The sequence below is a fragment of the Bradyrhizobium iriomotense genome (genome assembly GCF_018130765.1).
Taxonomy (GTDB): domain Bacteria; phylum Pseudomonadota; class Alphaproteobacteria; order Rhizobiales; family Xanthobacteraceae; genus Bradyrhizobium; species Bradyrhizobium iriomotense_A.
Genome location: NZ_JAFCJZ010000004.1, coordinates 264905 through 283456, shown reverse-complemented (window position 1 = coordinate 283456; position 18552 = coordinate 264905). Strand labels below are relative to the sequence as shown.

The window sequence follows — 18552 nt, the reverse complement described above, 5'->3', positions numbered from 1 at the left end:
GAAGCATCCCCGGATACGCATTGCCGCGCCAATGCGCGTGAACAGCCCGGGAAGGCTAGCCGCGAGGTTCCTCATTAACGTTAAGTGAGAGCGCCTGCGGCCTGGGTAGAAATACTGAAAAAGCTGCTCAAACCATGGGACTTGCACACTTTTCGCGTGCAGTGAATTTGCACTTCGCGGATTTGCGGACAATACGTCCGTTAACGGACCGACCCGTTGTTGAGTCTCATCAGCTGACCGTCTCGCCCATGATGCTGATGCGGAACACTGGCTCCTTGTTCTCGTCGAGCAGCTCCATGCTCCACTTCGCATTCGGCTTCATGCTGCGCGCGATCCCGCCGAGCAGATTGGCGCAGACCTCGGTCATCTCGTTCCACGCGGCGGCGCGATCGTCGAACTCGTAGGGCTGATCGGCGGCACCGGAGTAGCGACCGGTACTGATGCGGAAGAAGTACAGCGACATCGTTGAACCCTTGTCTAGGGCCGCGTCCCTCCGGCCGTACGCAAACTGGGGCGCGAACAGCTACCAACGCATGAAAGCCGCCGTCCGTATGACTACGGCACGGCGGCTTCGTGTGCGATGGACATATGCAACGAAAAGGCGCGGATTGGCCTGCGCCGCCAGCTCACTGGGTGGAGCGACGCAGCTCCAGCGGGCCCTCGTTCTTCGCAGGCTCCGACCTGACTTCGGACTTCACCGGCTCGAGCCGGCTGCTCTCGACACGCGGCGTCTCGACACGCGCGGCAACCTCGGTGTTCGAGGAGGCGACCGAGCCGGTGTGCTCCGAGGAGCGCAGCGAACGCGGACGCGCCACCGCGCGCGCCATCAGCATCTGGTTGCCGCCCTGGTGATGGAAGTCGCAATAGGCGAAGCCCATGCCCGATACCGAGCCGCGGAAGCTGCGCTCGTCGGTCTTCTCCAGGTTGAAACAGGGCTCGAACGGGATGCCCTTGATCGAGGCGCAGACGTTCTGGCCGCGGATCTGGAGCGTATTGCCGGGCAGGCGGAGATGTTTCACCGGGCCTGAGCCCGAGAACTGCACGGCGCCGGCGGCACCGAGGTCGTCCAGGATGCGGCCTGCGCCGCGGGTGCCGTCGAAACAGGTGAAGGCGAAGACCTTGCCGGCCACGAAGCGGCGCGCCTCATCGGCGTTCATGCTTCCAGCAATGGCCGGCGCAAACGTCGCTGCCGCCGTGACAGCCCCCAACACAATACGCGCAAGCATGCTCAACTCCGAACCGACCCCCGCAGCGGGCGATGCCTTATCTCTTTACCCGCTGCTTACCATACTAACCAAGGCAACATTGAAGCAGCTTGGTTGGTAAAGTCTGAACGCCGTTAGACAATTTTTACCACGATGCGGCCGCGGACCTGGCCGGCCAGGATCTTCGCGCCCCAACCCTGGACCTCGTCGAGCGAAATTTCGTGAGTAATTTCAGATAGTTTTGTCCGATCCAGATCGGAGGCCAGGCGCTGCCAGGCGGCTTTCCGCGGCTCGATCGGGCACATCACGGAATCGATGCCGAGAAGGCACACTCCGCGCAAAATGAAGGGCGCGACAGAAGACGGCAGGTCCATGCCGGCCGCAAGGCCACAGGCGGCGATCGCGCCGCCGTACTTCGTCATCGACAGGAGATTCGCCAGCGTGGTCGAGCCGACGCTGTCGACGCCGCCCGCCCAGCGCTCCTTGGCGAGGGGTTTCGCCGGCGCCGACAATTCATTGCGATCGATGACTTCGGCCGCGCCGAGGTGCTTGAGGTAGTCGGCTTCAGCTGCGCGGCCGGTCGAGGCGATGACGTGGTAGCCGAGCTTGGACAGCACGGCGGTGGCGACCGAGCCGACGCCGCCGGCTGCGCCCGTTACCACCACGGGACCGCTCTTCGGCGACAGACCGTGCTTCTCCAGCGCCAGCACCGAGAGCATCGCGGTGAAGCCGGCGGTCCCGATCGCCATGGCGTCGCGCGCCGACAGGCCCTGCGGCAGGGCGACCAGCCAGTCGCCCTTCACCCGTGCCTTCTCGGCATAGGCGCCGAGATGGGTCTCGCCCATGCCCCAGCCGGTGCAGACGACCTTGTCGCCCGCCTTCCACTGCGGATGCGAGGAGGCTTCGACCGTGCCGGCAAAGTCGATGCCGGCGATCATCGGGAAGCGGCGCACCACCGGCGCCTTGCCGGTGAGCGCGAGGCCGTCCTTGTAGTTCAGCGTCGACCATTCGACGCGGACGGTGACGTCGCCCTCCATCAGTTCGGCTTCGTCGAACTGCGCGAGGTGCGCGGTGGTGCCCTTGTCCGCCTTGTCGACCCGGATCGCCTTGAATGTGGCCACGACTACGCTCCCTGACTTGTTTGTCGGGGATGTTTAGCCGATCAGGCCGGCTGCGCAACCGCCCGTGCGACGGGTTTCTCCACGATCGGAAGGTTGATCAGCGCCGAGAGCACGCCGAACAGGATCGAGAGCCACCAGATCGGCGTGTAGGAACCGTATTTCTCGAACACGATGCCCCCAAGCCAGACGCCGAGGAAGCCGCCGACCTGATGGCTGACGAAGGCAAAACCATAGAGCGTGGCGAGCCAGCGCGTGCCGAACATCAGCGCCACCAGCGCCGAGGTCGGCGGCACCGTCGACAGCCAGGTCAGGCCCGAGATCGCGCCGAATGCGATCGCCGAGAACGGCGTGATCGGGAACGAGATGAAGGCGAGCGTCGCAAGGGCGCGCGTGAAATAGATGGTCGAGAGGATGTAGCGCTTGGGCAGATAGTTCTGGAGATAGCCGACGCTGAGCGAGCCGATGATGTTGAACAGGCCGATCGCCGCGATCACCCAGCCGCCGGTTTGCGTCGAGATGCCGCGATCAACCAGGAAGGCCGGCAGATGCACGGTGATGAAGGCGAGCTGGAAACCGCAGGTGAAGAAGCCGAGCACCAGCAGCACATAGGAGCGGTGACCGAAGGCTTCCGCAAGCGCTTTGGTAAACGTCTGCTCGTCCGCTGGCGCCGCATTCGCGGTGGTTGCGACCGGCGGCGTGGCGAGCGCCAGCGACAGCGGGATGATCAGCAGCATCAGGAAGCCGAAGACGGTGAGCGCCTGCTGCCAGCCGAAATTGTCGATCAGCGCGACGCCGATCGGCGCGAACAGGAACTGTCCGAACGAGCCCGCCGCCGTGCCGGCGCCGAGCGCAAGCCCGCGCTTCTCGGCCGGCAAGAGCTTGCTGAACGCCGACAGCACCAGGTTGAACGAGCAGCCGGCGAGACCAAAGCCGACCATCACGCCTGCACCGAGATTCAGTGACAGCGGCGTCGAGGAGTAACGCATCAGGAGCAGGCCGCCGGCATAGAGCAGCGCGCCGACGCACATCACCCGGAACAGGCCGAAGCGATCGGCGACCGCGCCGGCAAAAGGCTGACCCAGTCCCCACAACAGGTTCTGCACAGCGATGGCGAGGCCGAACACGTCGCGGCCCCAGGCGAATTCATGGCTCATTGGCTGCACGAAGAAGCCGAGCGCCGAGCGCGGGCCGAAACCGAGCATGCCGATGGCGCAGCCGCAGAGAATGATGATCGCCGGTGTGCGCCAGTTGGAACGGGAGGCCGGACCGAGCTCGCCAATTGATGTCGACATGGTGTGCTCCTTGTCCGTTGTTGGCGGTCCGGAATAGGCAGCCGCGGGCCAACTCGTTTAATGCATTTGCATGAAAATCCCAAGTCAAAAGCGATTGCATTCCACGAGGGGCTGTCGCGGGAGCATTGCATTTCAATGAGGCCTCGCCTGACGGGAATGTGTGCGACAGGGCCTAGCGATCCTCCGCGGGGCGTGGTATCTTTGATTTACTCAGTTTGAGCATATTTGGGTATCAGTGAAGTCCGCTCCGGCCCTTGGGCCGGATTACTCAGGCCCACAATATACTCATTGTGAGTATAACTTAAAAGGGAGGCTTTGATGCCGATCACTGGAATTTACGGCCCCGACGATTTTGCCGCCCGGCCTCAGGGCAAGGTCATTACCTCCCCGCGCGCCGCGCCGGAGCCGGGGCCCGCGCTGCCGATGCCTGCGCTGGAGTGGAACGACGACGTCGAGCGCGCCACCGCGCCGCTCTATGAGCGCGTCAAGCACGTGATCCCGCCGATCGAGTGGCCGCTGATGGCACCGACCATCAAGGCGATCAACGAGCTGAAGCAGACGCGCGGCGCGGTGATCCTCGCGCACAATTACCAGGCGCCGGAGATCTTCCACTGCGTCGCCGACATCGGCGGCGACTCGCTCCAGCTCGCGGTCGAGGCCACCAAGGTGAAGGCCGGCATCATCGTCCAGTGCGGCGTGCACTTCATGGCGGAGACCTCAAAACTGCTCAACCCGGAGAAGACGGTGCTGATCCCGGATTCGCGCGCCGGCTGCTCGCTTGCTTCCAGCATCACCGGTGCCGACGTGCGGCTGCTGCGCGAAAAATTTCCCGGCGTGCCGGTCGTCGCCTATGTCAACACGTCGGCGGAGGTGAAGGCCGAGGTCGACATCTGCTGCACCTCGTCGAACGCGGTGCAGGTGGTCGAAAGCCTGAATGCGCCGACCGTGATCTTCCTGCCCGACCGTTACCTCGCGACCTACGTCGCCTCGAAGACCGACGTCAAGATCATCGCCTGGAAGGGCGCCTGCGAAGTGCACGAGCGCTTCAAGGGCGAGGAGCTACGCGCCTTTCGCGAGGCCGATCCGTCCGTGCAGATCATCGCGCATCCCGAATGTCCGCCGGACGTGCTGGCGGAGGCCGACTTCACCGGCTCGACCGCGCACATGATCAACTGGGTGCGCGAGCGGCGGCCGCGACGGCTGGTGATGATCACGGAATGCTCGATGGCCGACAATGTCCGCGCCGAGCTGCCTGACGTGGAGATGCTGCGCCCGTGCAATCTCTGCCCGCATATGAAGCGCATCACGCTCGCGAACATCTTGCAGAGCCTGCTGACGCTCGGCGAGGAAGTCACGATCGATCCCGTGCTTGCGGTGCGGGCAAGGCGATCGGTCGAGCGGATGATCAATCTGAAGAATTAGCAACACACTCGGTGTCGTCCCGGCGCAGGCCGGGACCCATAACCACAGGACGTGGGTATTGGCACGCTGACAGCACCAGCCTGCTGCAACAACAAACAGTCGGGGTAATGGGTCCTGGCTTTCGCCAGGACGACAATGGAGAAAGCCATGACAAACAACATCCACAATCTCACCCGCTCGACCGACGATGTCGTCATCGTCGGCGGCGGCCTTGCCGGATTGTTCTGCGCGCTAAAACTCGCGCCGCGGCCGGTGACACTGATCTCGGCGGCACCGCTTGGACAGGGCGCATCCTCCGCCTGGGCGCAAGGCGGCATCGCGGCGGCGGTGGCCGAAGGCGACACCCCGGAAGCGCATGCCTCGGATACGATCGCGGTCGGCGGCGGCCTCGTCGACGAAGCCGTCGCACTTGGCATTGCGCGGGAGGCTGCGCCGCGAATCCACGACCTGCTCGCCTATGGCGTGCCGTTCGACCGCGACCTCGAAGGCCGGCTCGCCGTGGGGCGGGAAGCTGCGCATTCAGCCCGGCGCATTGTGCATGTGCGCGGCGACGGAGCAGGCGCCGCGATCATCGCGGCACTGAGCGAAGCGGTGCGCCGCACGCCGTCGATCCGTATCATCGAAGGCCTGGTCGCGGAGTCGCTGCTGACCGAGAACGGCGCCGTCACGGGCCTGCAGCTGCGCGAAGCCGGCAATCCCGCCGCACGCCCGGTCCTGCTCGCCTCGCGTGCGATCGTGCTGGCGACCGGCGGCCTCGGTCATCTCTACGCCGTCACCACCAATCCAATGGAAGCCAGCGGCTCCGGCCTTGCGATCGCAGCCCGCGCCGGCGCTGTCATCGCCGATCCCGAATTCGTGCAGTTCCACCCGACCGCGATCATGGTCGGCCGCGATCCCGCACCGCTCGCGACCGAAGCCTTGCGCGGCGAAGGCGCGACGCTGATCAACCGCCATGGCGAGCGCTTCATGCTCGCTCGCCATCAGCTCGCCGAGCTTGCGCCGCGCGACATCGTGGCCCGCGGCGTGTTCGCCGAGATCGCCGCCGGGCGCGGCGCTTTCCTCGATGCAAGGGACGCGCTCGGTACGCGTTTCGCCGAAAAATTTCCGACGGTGCATGCGAGCTGCATCGCCGCCGGGATCGATCCCGCGAAGCAAGCCATTCCGATCGCGCCGGCCGCGCATTACCACATGGGCGGCATCGCAGTGGACGCGCGCGGCCGCAGCGCGATCGACGGGCTCTGGGCCGGCGGCGAAGTGTCGTCCACCGGCGCGCACGGCGCCAACCGCCTCGCCTCCAATTCGCTGCTGGAGGCGGTGGTCTACGCCGCACGCATCGCCGACGACATCGCCGGCCGCACGGTGCCCTCGCCTGCCCGCCTCCCCGACACAGTCGTGACGCCGCGCAGCGGCGCGCCGGATGCAGCGGACGTCAAACGGCTGCGCACAATGATGAGCGCGCATGTCGGCGTGATCCGGGAGCGCGATGGGCTTGCAGAAGCAATACGCAGCTTTGCCGCGCTCGAGAGTGAGGCGGCTAGCATCACGGTCCGCAACATGGCGGCTTCGGCCCTGCTCGTCGCCGCGGCGGCCTGGGCGCGGCGCGAGAGCCGCGGCGCACATTTCCGTTCCGATCATCCAGCCGACAACCCCGCGCTGGCGCAGAGAACGATGACCACGCTCGCCGCAGCGCGCGAGGTCGCGGAGAGCCTGAGCGAGCCTCCGCTGCCGCGCGTTGCGCAACCCCTGATCGCCTGAAGGAGTCCCCATGATCACCCCGACCTCACTGCTCTATCCCGATGCCTTCCTCTCGCCGCTCGCGATCGATGAGGCCGTGCATCGCGCGCTCGACGAGGATCTCGGCCGCGCCGGCGACATCACCTCGCTCGCGACGATTCCCGAAGCGACTAAGGCGCAGGCCATCCTGGTCGCGCGCCAGTCCGGCGTGATCGCCGGCCTGCCGCTGGCGCTGGCAACGCTGCAAAGGCTCTCGGCCGACATCGAGGTGCGCGCGCATGTCCGCGACGCCGCACGCGTTGCCCGCGGGCAGCAGGTGCTGACGATCTCGGGTCCCGCGCGCGCCATCCTCACCGCGGAGCGGACTGCGCTGAACTTTGTCGGCCGGCTGTCGGGCATCGCCACGCTCACGGCGGACTACGTCGCGCGCACCGAGGGCACGACAATGCGGATCTGCTGCACGCGAAAAACCACGCCCGGTTTGCGCGCGCTGGAGAAATACGCAGTGCGCTGCGGCGGCGGCTTCAACCATCGCTTCGGCCTCGACGACGCGATCCTGATCAAGGACAATCACATCGCAGTCGCCGGCGGCATCCGTGCCGTACTGGAGCGCGCCCGCGCCCATGCCGGCCATCTCGTCAAGATCGAGATCGAGGTGGATACGCTGATCCAGTTGCGCGAGGTGCTCGACACCGGAATGGCGGACGCCGTGCTGCTCGACAACATGGACCTTGCGACACTGCGCGAGGCTGTCAGGATCAACGAGGGCCGCCTCAAGCTGGAGGCGTCAGGCGGCGTCACGCTGGACTCGATTGCAGCCATCGCGGCGACCGGCGTCGATTACGCGTCCTCCGGCGCGCTGACGCATTCGGCGCCGAACTTCGACTGCGCGCTGGATATCGAGATGTGAGACGGTCTACTCCCTCTCCCCGTTCTTACGGGGAGAGGGTTGGGGTGAGGGGCCTCTCTCTCCGCACGTGAGATCGCCGAGAGACCTGTACCCCCTCACCCGACGCGCTTCGCGCGTCGACCTCTCCCCGCAAGCGGGGCGAGGTTAAGAGAGACTACCGCCGCTCCGTGTTGCCCATCTCGGCCGAGCTCTTCGCTTCCTGCGCAAGCTCGGCAGAGAGCGCGGCGGTCTGGGCCGGGGTGCCCCAGCTCGGTTCCTCGCTGCCGTCGCCCCAGTTGCGCGGCCGATAGAAGGTGTGCACGCCGGTCTTGTACATCTTCTTCATCTCGGCGACCCAGGACGGGCGCACCCAATAGGCGTGGTAGTGCGTCGACTTGCCGACCTCGGGCAGCCAGATCTGACCGTCGAGCATCGCCTTCGAAATCTTCTTCGCGCGCTCCCACATCTCGGGCTCGCGGATCACGTCCGGATTGTTGTCACAGGCAAAGGTGAACTGGCAGGCGAAATGGCGGTACTTGTTCTGGTAGACCACGCCGCACACGGTGTCGGGATATTTGCCGGAGAACACGCGGTTCATTACCACCTGCGCCACCGCCATCTGTCCGCGCACGGCTTCGCCGCGGGATTCGAAATAGACGGCTTCGGCGAGACACTTTTCCGACTTCGCGCGCGACTTGTCGTCGAGCGCGAGCCGCTCCGCCGGCGATCTGGTGCGCTGGTTGTCGGCGTTGACCTCGCCCTTCGGCGCAACGCTCTCGCCACTCTCGATGTCCTTGGCGATGTCCGCCGTCGGCGGGGTCAGCGAGGCCGTGACCTTCATGTCGGGGTCGGGCATCACGATCAGCGGCTCGGCGCCGGGCTGCCAGCTCTCGATGCTCTCGACATTGCCGCCGAGCGAGGAGCTGCCGAAGAACAGGCTCGAGGTCTTGACGCTGAAGGGATCGCGCACGGGCGTCGTCGGCGCAGTGGCCCGCTTCAGCGCCTCCAGCGGCTGTACCGCGAATGAACGCGCGACGTCACTGGCCTGCGGGGGATTGGAATATTGGGGCAGCGGCGGCGCGCGCAGCGCTTCCGCAAGCTCCGGGTCGAGCGCAGCTGCGGACTCCGGCGACATCGCTTGCGGCAGTGCGGCAGTCTTGGCGCCGAACACCGAGCTGTTCGACGTCCCGGGATCTTCCTGCGCGGGCGTCGCGGCGGGCGCCGCGGTCTCGGGGACCGGCGCTGGCGTAGCCGTTGCGAGGCGATCACCCTTCAGCGAGCGATCGACCTTGGGAAAATCTGCGGCCTGATAGCGGGGTGGTGCCTGCAGCGCCGGATTGCGGCTGATCGCGCCAGTGACGTCGCGTCCATCGATGCTTGCGAGGCGAACCATCGCGCTCTGCGGAACCGAAGTGCCGATGGGGCGGGAAAAGCTGTAGGTGGCGAGCTGGATCGAGGACGCCGCGGAGAACACCTGCTTCTGCCAACGCTCGGCGACGCCGGGCTGACGCGCCAGCAGAGAGGCAATGTCCTGATAGCCGGTCTCTCTCGGCATCAATGCGAAGATGCAGAGACCGATGCCGAAGGACGCGAACCGCGCGCCCTTCGGATGGTTACGCAACACTGACATCGATACGCTCACGCTACGCTTACGCCAGAAAAATCGAACCGCAGTACGTCCGTGCAATTCGATCTTTATCGTAAGTATCCAATTTAGGTTGCCGCGGCGTTAATCGACGTTGCTCGCATGGCACACTCAAGCGATTGCAGGTGTTTTCACGGGGCGACGATGCGCATTGGTAAATGCGGCCTGACGTGAAGCGGTAAACAATCGGTCAACGCGAATGGTGAAGGAACTCTTGCGCGCACGTATCATTGCGGGACACGTGATGAGTTCCCGGTGTTGCGCTGAGTGCTCCCACATCATCGGTGTCATGCCCCGCGAAGGCGGGGCCATCCAGTACGCCGCGGCGTCTCGGCTCAATCACAGCTGTCTCGGCGTACTTCATCGCCCGGCTTGACGGGCGATGACAGCGAGTGTGTGGCCTGGATTGCTTCGCTGCGCTCGCAATGACTGCGTGGAGAGAGTGATGCGCGAAATGAAAAGAGGCGGGACCAAAGCCCCGCCTCTCTCAACTCAATCCTGCGCTTCGCCTTACGCCTGGCTCGCGATCTCTTTGCCGAGCGCGGCCTGCGCTGCCGCAAGGCGCGCGATCGGCACGCGGTAGGGCGAGCAGGAGACGTAGTCGAGGCCGATATTGTGGCAGAAGGCGACGGACGCGGGATCGCCGCCGTGCTCGCCGCAGATGCCGACCTTGAGCTTCGGGCGTGTCTTGCGGCCGCGCGCGACACCGATCTTGACCAGCTCGCCGACACCTTCCTGATCGAGCACGATGAAGGGATCGACCGAAAGGATGCCCTTCGCCACGTAGGGACCGAGGAAGCTCGCCGCGTCGTCGCGGCTGATGCCGTAGGTCGTCTGCGTGAGGTCGTTGGTGCCGAACGAGAAGAACTCGGCCGACTGCGCGATCTCGGCCGCGAGCAGACAGGCGCGCGGCAGCTCGATCATGGTGCCGACCTGATAGGCCAGCTTGGTGTTGGTGTCGCGCATCACCGCCTGCGCGGTGGCGTCGATCCGCGCCTTGACGAGATCGAGCTCGGCCTTGGTCGCGATCAGCGGCACCATCACCTCGAGGCCGACGGCCTTGCCGGTGCGCTTCTGCGCCTCGACCGCCGCCTCGAAGATCGCGCGCGCCTGCATCTCTGCGATCTCCGGATAGGCGATCGCGATGCGGCAGCCGCGGAAGCCGAGCATCGGATTGAACTCCGAAAGCTCGCGCGCGCGGTCGGCCAGGCGCCGCGGGTCGGTGTTCATGGCGCGCGCCACTTCCTCGACCTCGGCATGGGTGTGCGGCAGGAACTCGTGCAGCGGCGGATCGAGCAAGCGGATCGTGACGGGCAGGCCCTTCATGATCTCGAACAGCTCGACGAAGTCGGCGCGCTGCATCGGCAGCAGCTTTGCGAGCGCGGCACGGCGCGACTGCTCGTCCTCGGAGAGGATCATCTCGCGCACCGTGCGGATGCGGGTCTCCTCGAAGAACATGTGCTCGGTACGGCACAGGCCGATGCCTTCGGCGCCGAACTTGATCGCGGTACGCGCGTCATCAGGCGTGTCGCCATTGACGCGGACGCCGATCTTGCGGACCTGGTCGGCCCAGTTCATCAGCGTGCCGAACTCGCCGGACAGCTCCGGCTCGATCATCGGCATGCGGCCGGCGAGCACCTGGCCGAGCGAGCCGTCGATGGTGATGACGTCGCCGGTCTTGAAGGTGCGCGAGCCGATGCTCATGGTGCCGCGGCCGTAATCGACGCGGATGGTGCCGCAGCCGGAGACGCAGGGCTTGCCCATGCCGCGCGCGACGACCGCCGCGTGCGAGGTCATGCCGCCGCGCGTGGTGAGGATGCCTTCCGCGGCGTGCATGCCGTGGATGTCTTCCGGGCTGGTCTCGATGCGGACCAGAATCACCTTGCGTCCGTCGCCCTGAAGCTTGGCGGCTTCATCCGAAGAGAACACGATCTCGCCGGAGGCCGCGCCTGGCGAAGCCGGCAGGCCGGTTGCGATCACGTCGCGCTTGGCGTTGGGATCGATGGTCGGATGCAAGAGCTGGTCGAGCGAAGCCGGATCGATCCGCGTCACCGCTTCCTTCTTGGAGATCAGGCCTTCATTGGCGAGCTCGACCGCGATGCGCAGCGCCGCCTTGGCCGTGCGCTTGCCGCCGCGGGTCTGGAGCATCCAGAGCTTGCCCTGCTCGACCGTGAACTCCATGTCCTGCATGTCGCGGTAGTGCTTCTCGAGCAGCGTGTAGATCCGCGTCAGCTCCTTGAAGGCCTCCGGCATCGCCGATTCCATCGACGCCTTGTCGGAGCCCGACTCCTTGCGCGCCTCCTCGGTGATGTCCTGCGGCGTGCGGATGCCCGCCACCACGTCCTCACCCTGCGCGTTGATCAGGAACTCGCCGTAGAGCTTGCTTTCGCCGGTCGAGGGGTTGCGGGTGAAGGCAACGCCGGTCGCCGAGGTCTCGCCCATGTTGCCGAACACCATGGCCTGCACGTTGACCGCGGTGCCCCACGACTCAGGGATATCGTGCAGCTTGCGGTAGGTCACCGCGCGCGCGTTCATCCAGGATGAGAACACCGCACCGATCGCGCCCCAGAGCTGGTCGTGCGGATCCTGCGGGAAGTCCTTCCCCGTCTCGCGCGCGACCGCGTCCTTGTACTTGCCGACCAGCTCGACCCAGTCGTCGGCGGACAGGTCGGTGTCCAGCGTGTAGCCCTGGCTGTCCTTGAAGGTGTCGAGGATTTCCTCGAAGTGATGATGCTCGAAGCCGAGCACCACGTCGGAATACATGGTGATGAAGCGGCGATAGCTGTCATAGGCGAAGCGGCGGTCGCCCGACAGTTCCGACAGCGCTTCCACGGTCCGGTCGTTGAGGCCGAGATTGAGCACCGTGTCCATCATGCCCGGCATCGAGGCACGCGCGCCGGAGCGCACCGAGACGAGCAGCGGGTTCTTGGTGTCGCCGAACACCTTGCCGGTCAACTTGCCGACATGGTCGAGCGCCTTCTCAACCTGCGACTGCAATTCCTTCGGGTAGGATTTGTCGTGCGCGTAGAAATAGGTGCAGACCGAGGTCGGGATGGTGAAGCCGGGAGGCACCGGCAGGCCGAGATTGGCCATCTCGGCGAGGTTGGCGCCCTTGCCGCCGAGCAAGTCGCGCATCTCGGTCCGGCCCTCGGCCTTGCCGTCACCGAATGTGTACACCCATTTGCCGGCCTTGGCCGCGGCTGGCGCCGCCTTGGCGGGTGCGCCCTTCTTCGGCGCCGGCTTCACAGCGACCTTTGGCGCAACCGGCTTGGTTGAGGCCTTCGCAGCCGGCTTGGCCACCGGCTTCGGGGCGCTCTTCAGGGCGCTCTTGGGAAGCGCCTTGCGGGCCGCCGGCGCGGCTTTCGCCTTGACGGAGGACTTTGATTTCGCTGGTATTTTCTTAGGCTTCGAGGCGGCTTTGGCCATAGCTTGCACACAACCTGCGAGAGGAATGGGAAATCGCGGGCCTTACACCATTTTGGAGGGGCCCGCGCAAGTCGGACAGTTCCGGAAAATGAACCCCTAGAGGTGGAGCCACTTCAGGAGCCCGAGCCCGATCGCACCGTTGATGATGAGAAAGATCGCGACGATCAGGTTGAGCAGCCGCGGCATGATCAGGATGAGCACGCCCGCAATCAACGACAGGATCGGCGAAATGTGGGCGACGGTGATGTGCATGAATTATCTTTCTGTGGAGGTGGGGCGAATCGCCGGCGGATCATAGCGATCCCGGTTCCGCGAGTAGAGACGCGCAAGAAGCGAGCGGGTTCCCCGTTTCGCGAAAACTGCCTGAAATTGCCGCGTATGCGGCGTGCATTTTCCGGAACATTGCCAAGACGCATGCATTGGCCACCGAGTCGCGCCAATGGCGCTTTCCGAAAAATCACGTCGAAGGAGTTGCCTATGCGGAACAGGATTCTTGCCCTTGCAGCGCTCGCGGCCGCGATCGGCTCGCCCCTGGCGGCGCAGGCGCAAAGCACGGTCGGACGCGCGCCCGTCGTGGTCGACAGCGGCCCGACAATTGCGGTCGAACAGCGGCCGGCCTTCCGCGACTATGTCATCGAACAACGTGTACCGGCCTTCCGTATCCCGGATCGCGTGGTGGTCGGCACCACCTTACCCGAGGCCGGCGTCACCTATTATGACGTGCCGCAACGCTTCGGCGCCACCACCTATCGCTACACCGTCGTGAACGGCGAGACCGTGCTGGTCGAGCCGCGCTCACGCCGCATCGTCGAGGTGCTGGACTAGGCTCTCGCTGGACGCGTTTTCGTCACGCGAACCGGTATCTGCCTCGCTTGAAAACGCCGCTGATCGACTAGATGTCCGGCGCGCCACTTCAATCAGGCTGGCGCGAGCAGTGTTAAATCGGACATCAGGCCCTGCCCGGTCTCCCCCCGCCGGGCGGGGCTTTTTTGTAAGCTGTCATTCCGGGGCGCGCCACTTGGCGCGAGCCCGGAATCCATTTCTCCACATCACGCGCGGCATGATGGATTCCGGGTTCGCGCTACGCGCGCCCCGGAATGACAGCGGTGTTTGCCGCGCGACCGCGCCTCAATCCTGGATCTTCGAGAAGTCCGCCACCGCACGCGTGGCGCTGCGGATCTCGTTCAGCAGCTTCAGCCGGTTCTCGCGCACCTTCGGATCGTCGTCGTTGACCCGAACCTTGTCGAAGAACGCATCGACCGGCGGACGCAGTTTTGCCATCGCGCTCATGGCGGCGGCAAAGTCCTCCTTGGCAACGGCAGCGCTGGCCTCCGCCTTCACCTCGCCGATCGCCTTCGCCAGCGCCTTCTCCTCGGCCAGGCTGTAGAGCGCAGCGTCGGGCGCGCCGTCGAACGTGCGCTTGTCCTTCTTCTCCTCGATCGAGAGGATGTTGCTGGCGCGCTTGGTGCCGGCGAGCAGGTTCTTGCCGTCGTCGCTGTCGAGGAATTTGCCGAGCGCCTCGACGCGGCGGACGATCATCAGGAGATCGTCCTGGCCGCCGAGCGCGAACACGGCGTCGACGAGATCGTGCCGCGCGCCCTGCTCGCGGAGCTGGACTTTCAGGCGATCGGCGAAGAAGGCGAGCAGATCGCCGATCAGTGAGACAAGATTATCGGCTGCGATTGACCCGCTTTTTCGAAGGAACGTCGGATTGGGGGTCGGATTGCGAACAACACGAACAATGTCTTCGAAAGTGGCGTCGCTGCCACGCATGATGTGAAGCGCAATTGCAGCCTGGAAAATCGGCGTCAGGGAAATGCGATCGCTCTGCTCCAAGACAATTCTGATCACACCCAGCGCGGCACGGCGCAGCGCATACGGGTCCTTCGATCCCGTCGGCTTTTCGTCAATCGCCCAGAAGCCGACAAGCGTATCGATCTTGTCGGCAAGCGCCACCGCGACACTCACCGGATCCGTCGGCACGCGATCGGCGGGGCCTTGCGGCTTGTAGTGCTCCTCGCAGGCGGCGGCGACGGAGGCGTCCTCGCCCTGCGCCAGCGCGTAGTACTTGCCCATCAGGCCCTGCACCTCGGGGAATTCGCCGACGACTTCGGTCAGCAAATCCGCCTTCGCCAGATGCGCGGCCCGCGTGGCCTTGGCGACATCGGCGCCGACCAGCGGCGCGATCTCGGCGGCAAGACGCTCGATGCGCTTGATGCGCGTGGCCTGCGTGCCGAGCTTCTCGTGGAACACGATCTGCTCGAACTTCGGCAGCCTGCCCTCGAGCTTCGTCTTCAGATCGGTCTCGTAGAAGAATTTCGCATCGCTCAGCCGCGCGCGGATGACGCGCTCGTTGCCTGCGATGATGGTCTTGCCGCCGTCTGTCGCCTCGATATTGGCGACCAGGATGAACTTGTTGGCGAGCTTCCCGGTCTTGGGATCGCTGACGACAAAGCACTTCTGGTTGTTGCGGATGGTGGCGCGGATCACTTCGCCCGGAGTCGCCAGGAATTCCGGCTCAAACGAACCCATCAGCACGACCGGCCATTCGACCAGGCCGGCGACCTCGTCGAGCAGGTTCTGGTCCTCGACAAGCTCAAAACCTTGCGCGAACGCGAGCTGCTTGGCGTCGGTGAGGATCGCGTCCTTGCGGCGCTCGGGGTCGAGCACGACCTTGCCGGCGAGCAGTTTTGCCTCGTAGTCCTCGAAGCGCCGCACGTTGATCGCCGCCGGCGCGAGAAAGCGGTGGCCGTAAGTGGTCTGGCCGGTCTCGATGCCGTCGACCTCGAACTTCACGATATCGGGCTCTTCCGTCTCGAGCCCGAAGGTCGCGGTGATCGCATGGAGCGGACGCACCCAGCTCAGCGAGCCGGGTTTGCCGGAGCGCGCGCCCCAGCGCATCGATTTCGGCCAGGGGAAGGTGCGGATGATGACGGGCAGGATTTCCGCGAGCACGTCGATCGCATCGCGGCCGGGCTTCTCGATCAAGCCGATATAGAAATCACCCTTGGGATCGCGCTGGATCTTGGCCTCCTCCAGCGACTTCAAGCCCGTCGCTTTCAGGAAGCCCTGCACAGCCGCATCGGGCGCGCCGACCTTCGGTCCGCGGCGTTCGGTCTTGAGGTCGGGCTGGCGCGCAGGAATGCCATGCACGGTGAGCGCAAGGCGGCGCGGGGTCGCGAACGCCTTCGCGCCTTCATAGACGAGGCCTTCGGCGACGAGCTTGTCGGTGACCATGCGGCGCAGATCGTCGGCCGCCTTGGCCTGCATGCGCGCGGGAATTTCTTCCGAGAACAGTTCAAGCAAAAGATCGGGCATCAGGCCGCTCCGCCCGCTTCAGTATGGATCCAGGCCTCGCCGCAAGCCTTGGCCAGCTCACGCACACGAAGAATGTAGCTCTGCCGCTCGGTCACGGAGATCACGCCGCGCGCATCGAGCAGGTTGAAGACATGGCTCGCCTTGATGCACTGGTCATAGGCCGGCAGCGCCATCAGATGCGCCTCGCGCTTGCCGTCCTTCCAGCCGGCGTCGAGATATTTCCGGCAAGCCGTCTCGGCCATCTTGAACTGCTCGAACAGCATCGCGGTGTCGGCAACTTCGAAATTGTGCTTCGAATATTCGCGCTCGGCCTGCAGGAAGACGTCGCCATAGGTGACCTTGGCATCGCCCTCGCGGCCGTTGAAGTTGAGGTCGTAGACGCGGTCGACGCCCTGCACATACATCGCGAGGCGCTCGAGCCCGTAGGTGAGCTCGCCCGCAACCGGCGCGCATTCGAAGCCGGCGACCTGCTGGAAATAGGTGAACTGGCTGACCTCCATGCCGTCGCACCAGCATTCCCAGCCGAGGCCCCAGGCACCGAGCGTCGGGCTCTCCCAGTCGTCTTCGACGAAGCGGATGTCGTGCACGGCGGAATCGATGCCGATCGCGGCGAGCGACTTCAGGTACAGCTCCTGAAGGTTCGGCGGCGACGGCTTCATGATCACCTGGAACTGGTAGTAGTGCTGCATCCGGTTCGGATTCTCGCCGTAGCGGCCGTCCTTGGGCCGGCGCGAGGGCTGCACATAGGCCGCGTTCCAGGGTTTTGGCCCGAGCGCGCGCAGCGTGGTCGCCGGATGGAAGGTGCCCGCGCCCATCTCCATGTCGTAGGGCTGCAGGATCACGCAGCCCTGCTCGGCCCAGAACCGCTGGAGCGCGAGGATGAAGCCCTGGAACGAGCGTTCCGGGCGCATATGGGCGGGCAATGAGGCGTCCATCGTCAGATCAGGCTCTCGCGGGGGGTTTTGAATCGCGCGGGACCGTATCGACGGCGGGGATGGGAATCAAGGCAAAGGGGGGGCTTCTTACCTCTCCCGCTTGCGGGAGAGGTCGCGCCGAAGGCGCGGGTGAGGGCTTTGTCCTCTTGGGCGGTCTCGCCCGCGGAGATACCCCCTCCCCAACCCTCCCCCGCAAGCGGGAGAGGGAGCGCACCGAGCGTGCGGCGAGAACTAACCCGGCCGGTAAGCTCCGGTCACGGGGTCGCGCTTCAGTGTCTGGATTTCCCCCATATGGGCGGCTTCGGCGACACGCGACAGGCGCATCTCCTCCAGCTCCTGGTTGATCCGGACAGCGGTCTTGTAGGCCCAGCGGACCACGGCAAGCCCGCCCAGGACGCCCGCGAAAGCGACGAACGGCGGCATCTGTCGATCCTTGTCTAGTGCTCAGCCCCCACGCGTATTCTCGCGCAGTCGGGGCCAAGCCGCAATTGGCTCGCGGCGGACCAAATGGCGCGGGAGGGCGCTGCCTAGAACCCGAATTTCGCCCAAATCGCCCGCGTCTCGACCGCGGAGATCAGCTCATCCGGCAGGCCGGCCATTGATTCCATGGCCGAAAGCTGGCCCGCGCCGGGCGATTTCCGCCCGAGAAGGCCCGACAAAAGCCCGGTCGGCTGGGCGATCACGGGGGTGAGAACCTTCTCGCCGTAGCGGGCACGAAGAGTTGAGCGGAGATCGCCGATGCCGTCCGCGAGCCCAAGCGCGACCGAGCTGTCGCCGGCCCAGTATTCACCCGTGAACAGAGTGTCCTCCGAGCCCTTCAGCCGCGCGCCGCGGCTCTCCTTCACCAGCGCAATGAAGATCTGGTGGATCTCGCGCTGGATCGCCTTCAGCTTGGTGACGTCGTCCGGGTTCTCTGGAAGAAACGGATCGAGCATCGCCTTGTGTGCGCCGGCGGTGTAGAGGCGCCGCTCGATGCCGAGCCGCTTGATCGCGTCCTGGAAGCCGAAGCTGCCGCCAACCACGCCGATCGAGCCGAGGATCGAGGACGGATCGCAGAAGATCTCGTCGCCGGCACAGGCGATCATGTAGCCGCCGGAGGCCGCGACGTCCTCGACGAACACAAGCACGGGCAGCTTCTTCTCGGCCGCGAGCTGCTTGATGCGCAGATAGATCTGGCGCGACTGCACCGGCGAGCCGCCGGGCGAGTTGATCACCAGCGCCACCGCCTTGGCATTCCGCATCGAGAAGGCCCGCTCCAGCACCCGCGCGACACCGGCGAGCGACATGCCCGGCCGCAGCGGCGTCACCGCGCCGATCACACCCGACAGCCGCACCACCGGCACGACCGCCGTGCCGGGACGGAAGCGCGCCGGCAGATATTGCATGAGCTTGTCGGCCAGGCCGGAACTCCCACGATCACTCAATTGTTCGGCCATGCCCTTACCTCTGATTAACCATTTCTTATCACGCGAGTGTCATTGAAAGTGCCTGGAACGTGTTTTGCAGAATTCCCGTTGGGAAGCTGCAATAGGCAGCGGAGGAAACGCCATGAAGATCTATCTGCT

At 65.3% G+C, this 18552-nt stretch carries 15 protein-coding genes; 4 read left to right on the top strand and 11 right to left on the bottom strand.

What is annotated here, in order from left to right; genetic code table 11:
- Nucleotides 1-229 precede the first annotated feature (229 nt).
- The 4 genes from JQ635_RS09975 to JQ635_RS09960 all read right to left on the bottom strand — a co-directional run bounded on the left by JQ635_RS09975 (nt 230) and on the right by JQ635_RS09960 (nt 3618).
- Nucleotides 230-463, bottom strand: a complete 234-nt coding sequence (locus JQ635_RS09975; protein ID WP_211409683.1) for a DUF6894 family protein — start codon at nt 461-463, stop codon at nt 230-232.
- Nucleotides 464-626: 163 nt separating this feature from the next.
- Complete coding sequence (locus JQ635_RS09970; RefSeq protein WP_211409682.1) at nt 627-1226, bottom strand: hypothetical protein; 600 nt, start codon at nt 1224-1226, stop codon at nt 627-629.
- Between the two features lie 113 nt (nt 1227-1339).
- Nucleotides 1340-2326: an acrylyl-CoA reductase (NADPH) gene (gene acuI / locus JQ635_RS09965; protein ID WP_211409681.1), complete on the bottom strand. Its 987-nt coding sequence runs from the start codon at nt 2324-2326 to the stop codon at nt 1340-1342.
- Between the two features lie 41 nt (nt 2327-2367).
- Nucleotides 2368-3618, bottom strand: coding sequence for an MFS transporter (locus JQ635_RS09960; protein ID WP_211409680.1), 1251 nt, complete (start codon nt 3616-3618; stop codon nt 2368-2370).
- A gap of 318 nt (nt 3619-3936) precedes the next feature.
- Here JQ635_RS09960 and nadA point away from each other — a divergent pair, with 318 nt between their 5' ends.
- From nadA to nadC, 3 genes are all read left to right on the top strand, one after another.
- Complete coding sequence (gene nadA, locus JQ635_RS09955) at nt 3937-5040, top strand: quinolinate synthase NadA (RefSeq protein ID WP_211409679.1); 1104 nt, start codon at nt 3937-3939, stop codon at nt 5038-5040.
- A 147-nt stretch (nt 5041-5187) separates the two neighbouring features.
- Nucleotides 5188-6795 carry an L-aspartate oxidase gene (locus tag JQ635_RS09950; protein WP_211409678.1) on the top strand — a complete coding sequence of 536 codons (1608 nt, stop codon included), beginning with the start codon at nt 5188-5190 and terminating at the stop codon, nt 6793-6795.
- Nucleotides 6796-6805: 10 nt separating this feature from the next.
- On the top strand, nt 6806-7684 hold the full coding sequence (nadC, locus tag JQ635_RS09945; protein WP_211409677.1) for a carboxylating nicotinate-nucleotide diphosphorylase: 879 nt from the start codon (nt 6806-6808) through the stop codon (nt 7682-7684).
- Between the two features lie 154 nt (nt 7685-7838).
- On the opposite strand, the gene JQ635_RS09940 is transcribed toward nadC, so the two are convergent.
- The 3 genes from JQ635_RS09940 to JQ635_RS09930 form a co-directional block, all read right to left on the bottom strand.
- Entirely contained in the window at nt 7839-9293 is a 1455-nt protein-coding gene (locus tag JQ635_RS09940) for a cell wall hydrolase (protein WP_211409676.1), read from the bottom strand.
- Nucleotides 9294-9818: 525 nt separating this feature from the next.
- Complete coding sequence (gene ppdK, locus JQ635_RS09935) at nt 9819-12734, bottom strand: pyruvate, phosphate dikinase (RefSeq protein ID WP_211409675.1); 2916 nt, start codon at nt 12732-12734, stop codon at nt 9819-9821.
- A 96-nt stretch (nt 12735-12830) separates the two neighbouring features.
- Complete coding sequence (locus tag JQ635_RS09930) at nt 12831-12986, bottom strand: DUF3096 domain-containing protein (protein WP_074077234.1); 156 nt, start codon at nt 12984-12986, stop codon at nt 12831-12833.
- A 225-nt stretch (nt 12987-13211) separates the two neighbouring features.
- Between JQ635_RS09930 and JQ635_RS09925 the strand changes: the two genes are divergently transcribed.
- Entirely contained in the window at nt 13212-13559 is a 348-nt protein-coding gene (locus tag JQ635_RS09925) for a DUF1236 domain-containing protein (RefSeq protein ID WP_211409674.1), read from the top strand.
- 303 nt (nt 13560-13862) lie between these two features.
- On the opposite strand, the gene glyS is transcribed toward JQ635_RS09925, so the two are convergent.
- The 4 genes from glyS to JQ635_RS09905 all read right to left on the bottom strand — a co-directional run bounded on the left by glyS (nt 13863) and on the right by JQ635_RS09905 (nt 18423).
- Nucleotides 13863-16052, bottom strand: a complete 2190-nt coding sequence (gene glyS, locus JQ635_RS09920) for a glycine--tRNA ligase subunit beta (protein ID WP_211409673.1) — start codon at nt 16050-16052, stop codon at nt 13863-13865.
- Nucleotides 16052-16987 carry a glycine--tRNA ligase subunit alpha gene (locus JQ635_RS09915; protein WP_211409672.1) on the bottom strand — a complete coding sequence of 312 codons (936 nt, stop codon included), beginning with the start codon at nt 16985-16987 and terminating at the stop codon, nt 16052-16054. The genes glyS and JQ635_RS09915 overlap by 1 nt, the downstream gene beginning before the upstream one ends.
- 231 nt (nt 16988-17218) lie before the next feature.
- Nucleotides 17219-17410, bottom strand: coding sequence for a hypothetical protein (locus tag JQ635_RS09910; RefSeq protein WP_018648788.1), 192 nt, complete (start codon nt 17408-17410; stop codon nt 17219-17221).
- Between the two features lie 104 nt (nt 17411-17514).
- Complete coding sequence (locus JQ635_RS09905) at nt 17515-18423, bottom strand: S49 family peptidase (protein WP_211409671.1); 909 nt, start codon at nt 18421-18423, stop codon at nt 17515-17517.
- Between the last annotated feature and the right edge of the window lie 129 nt (nt 18424-18552).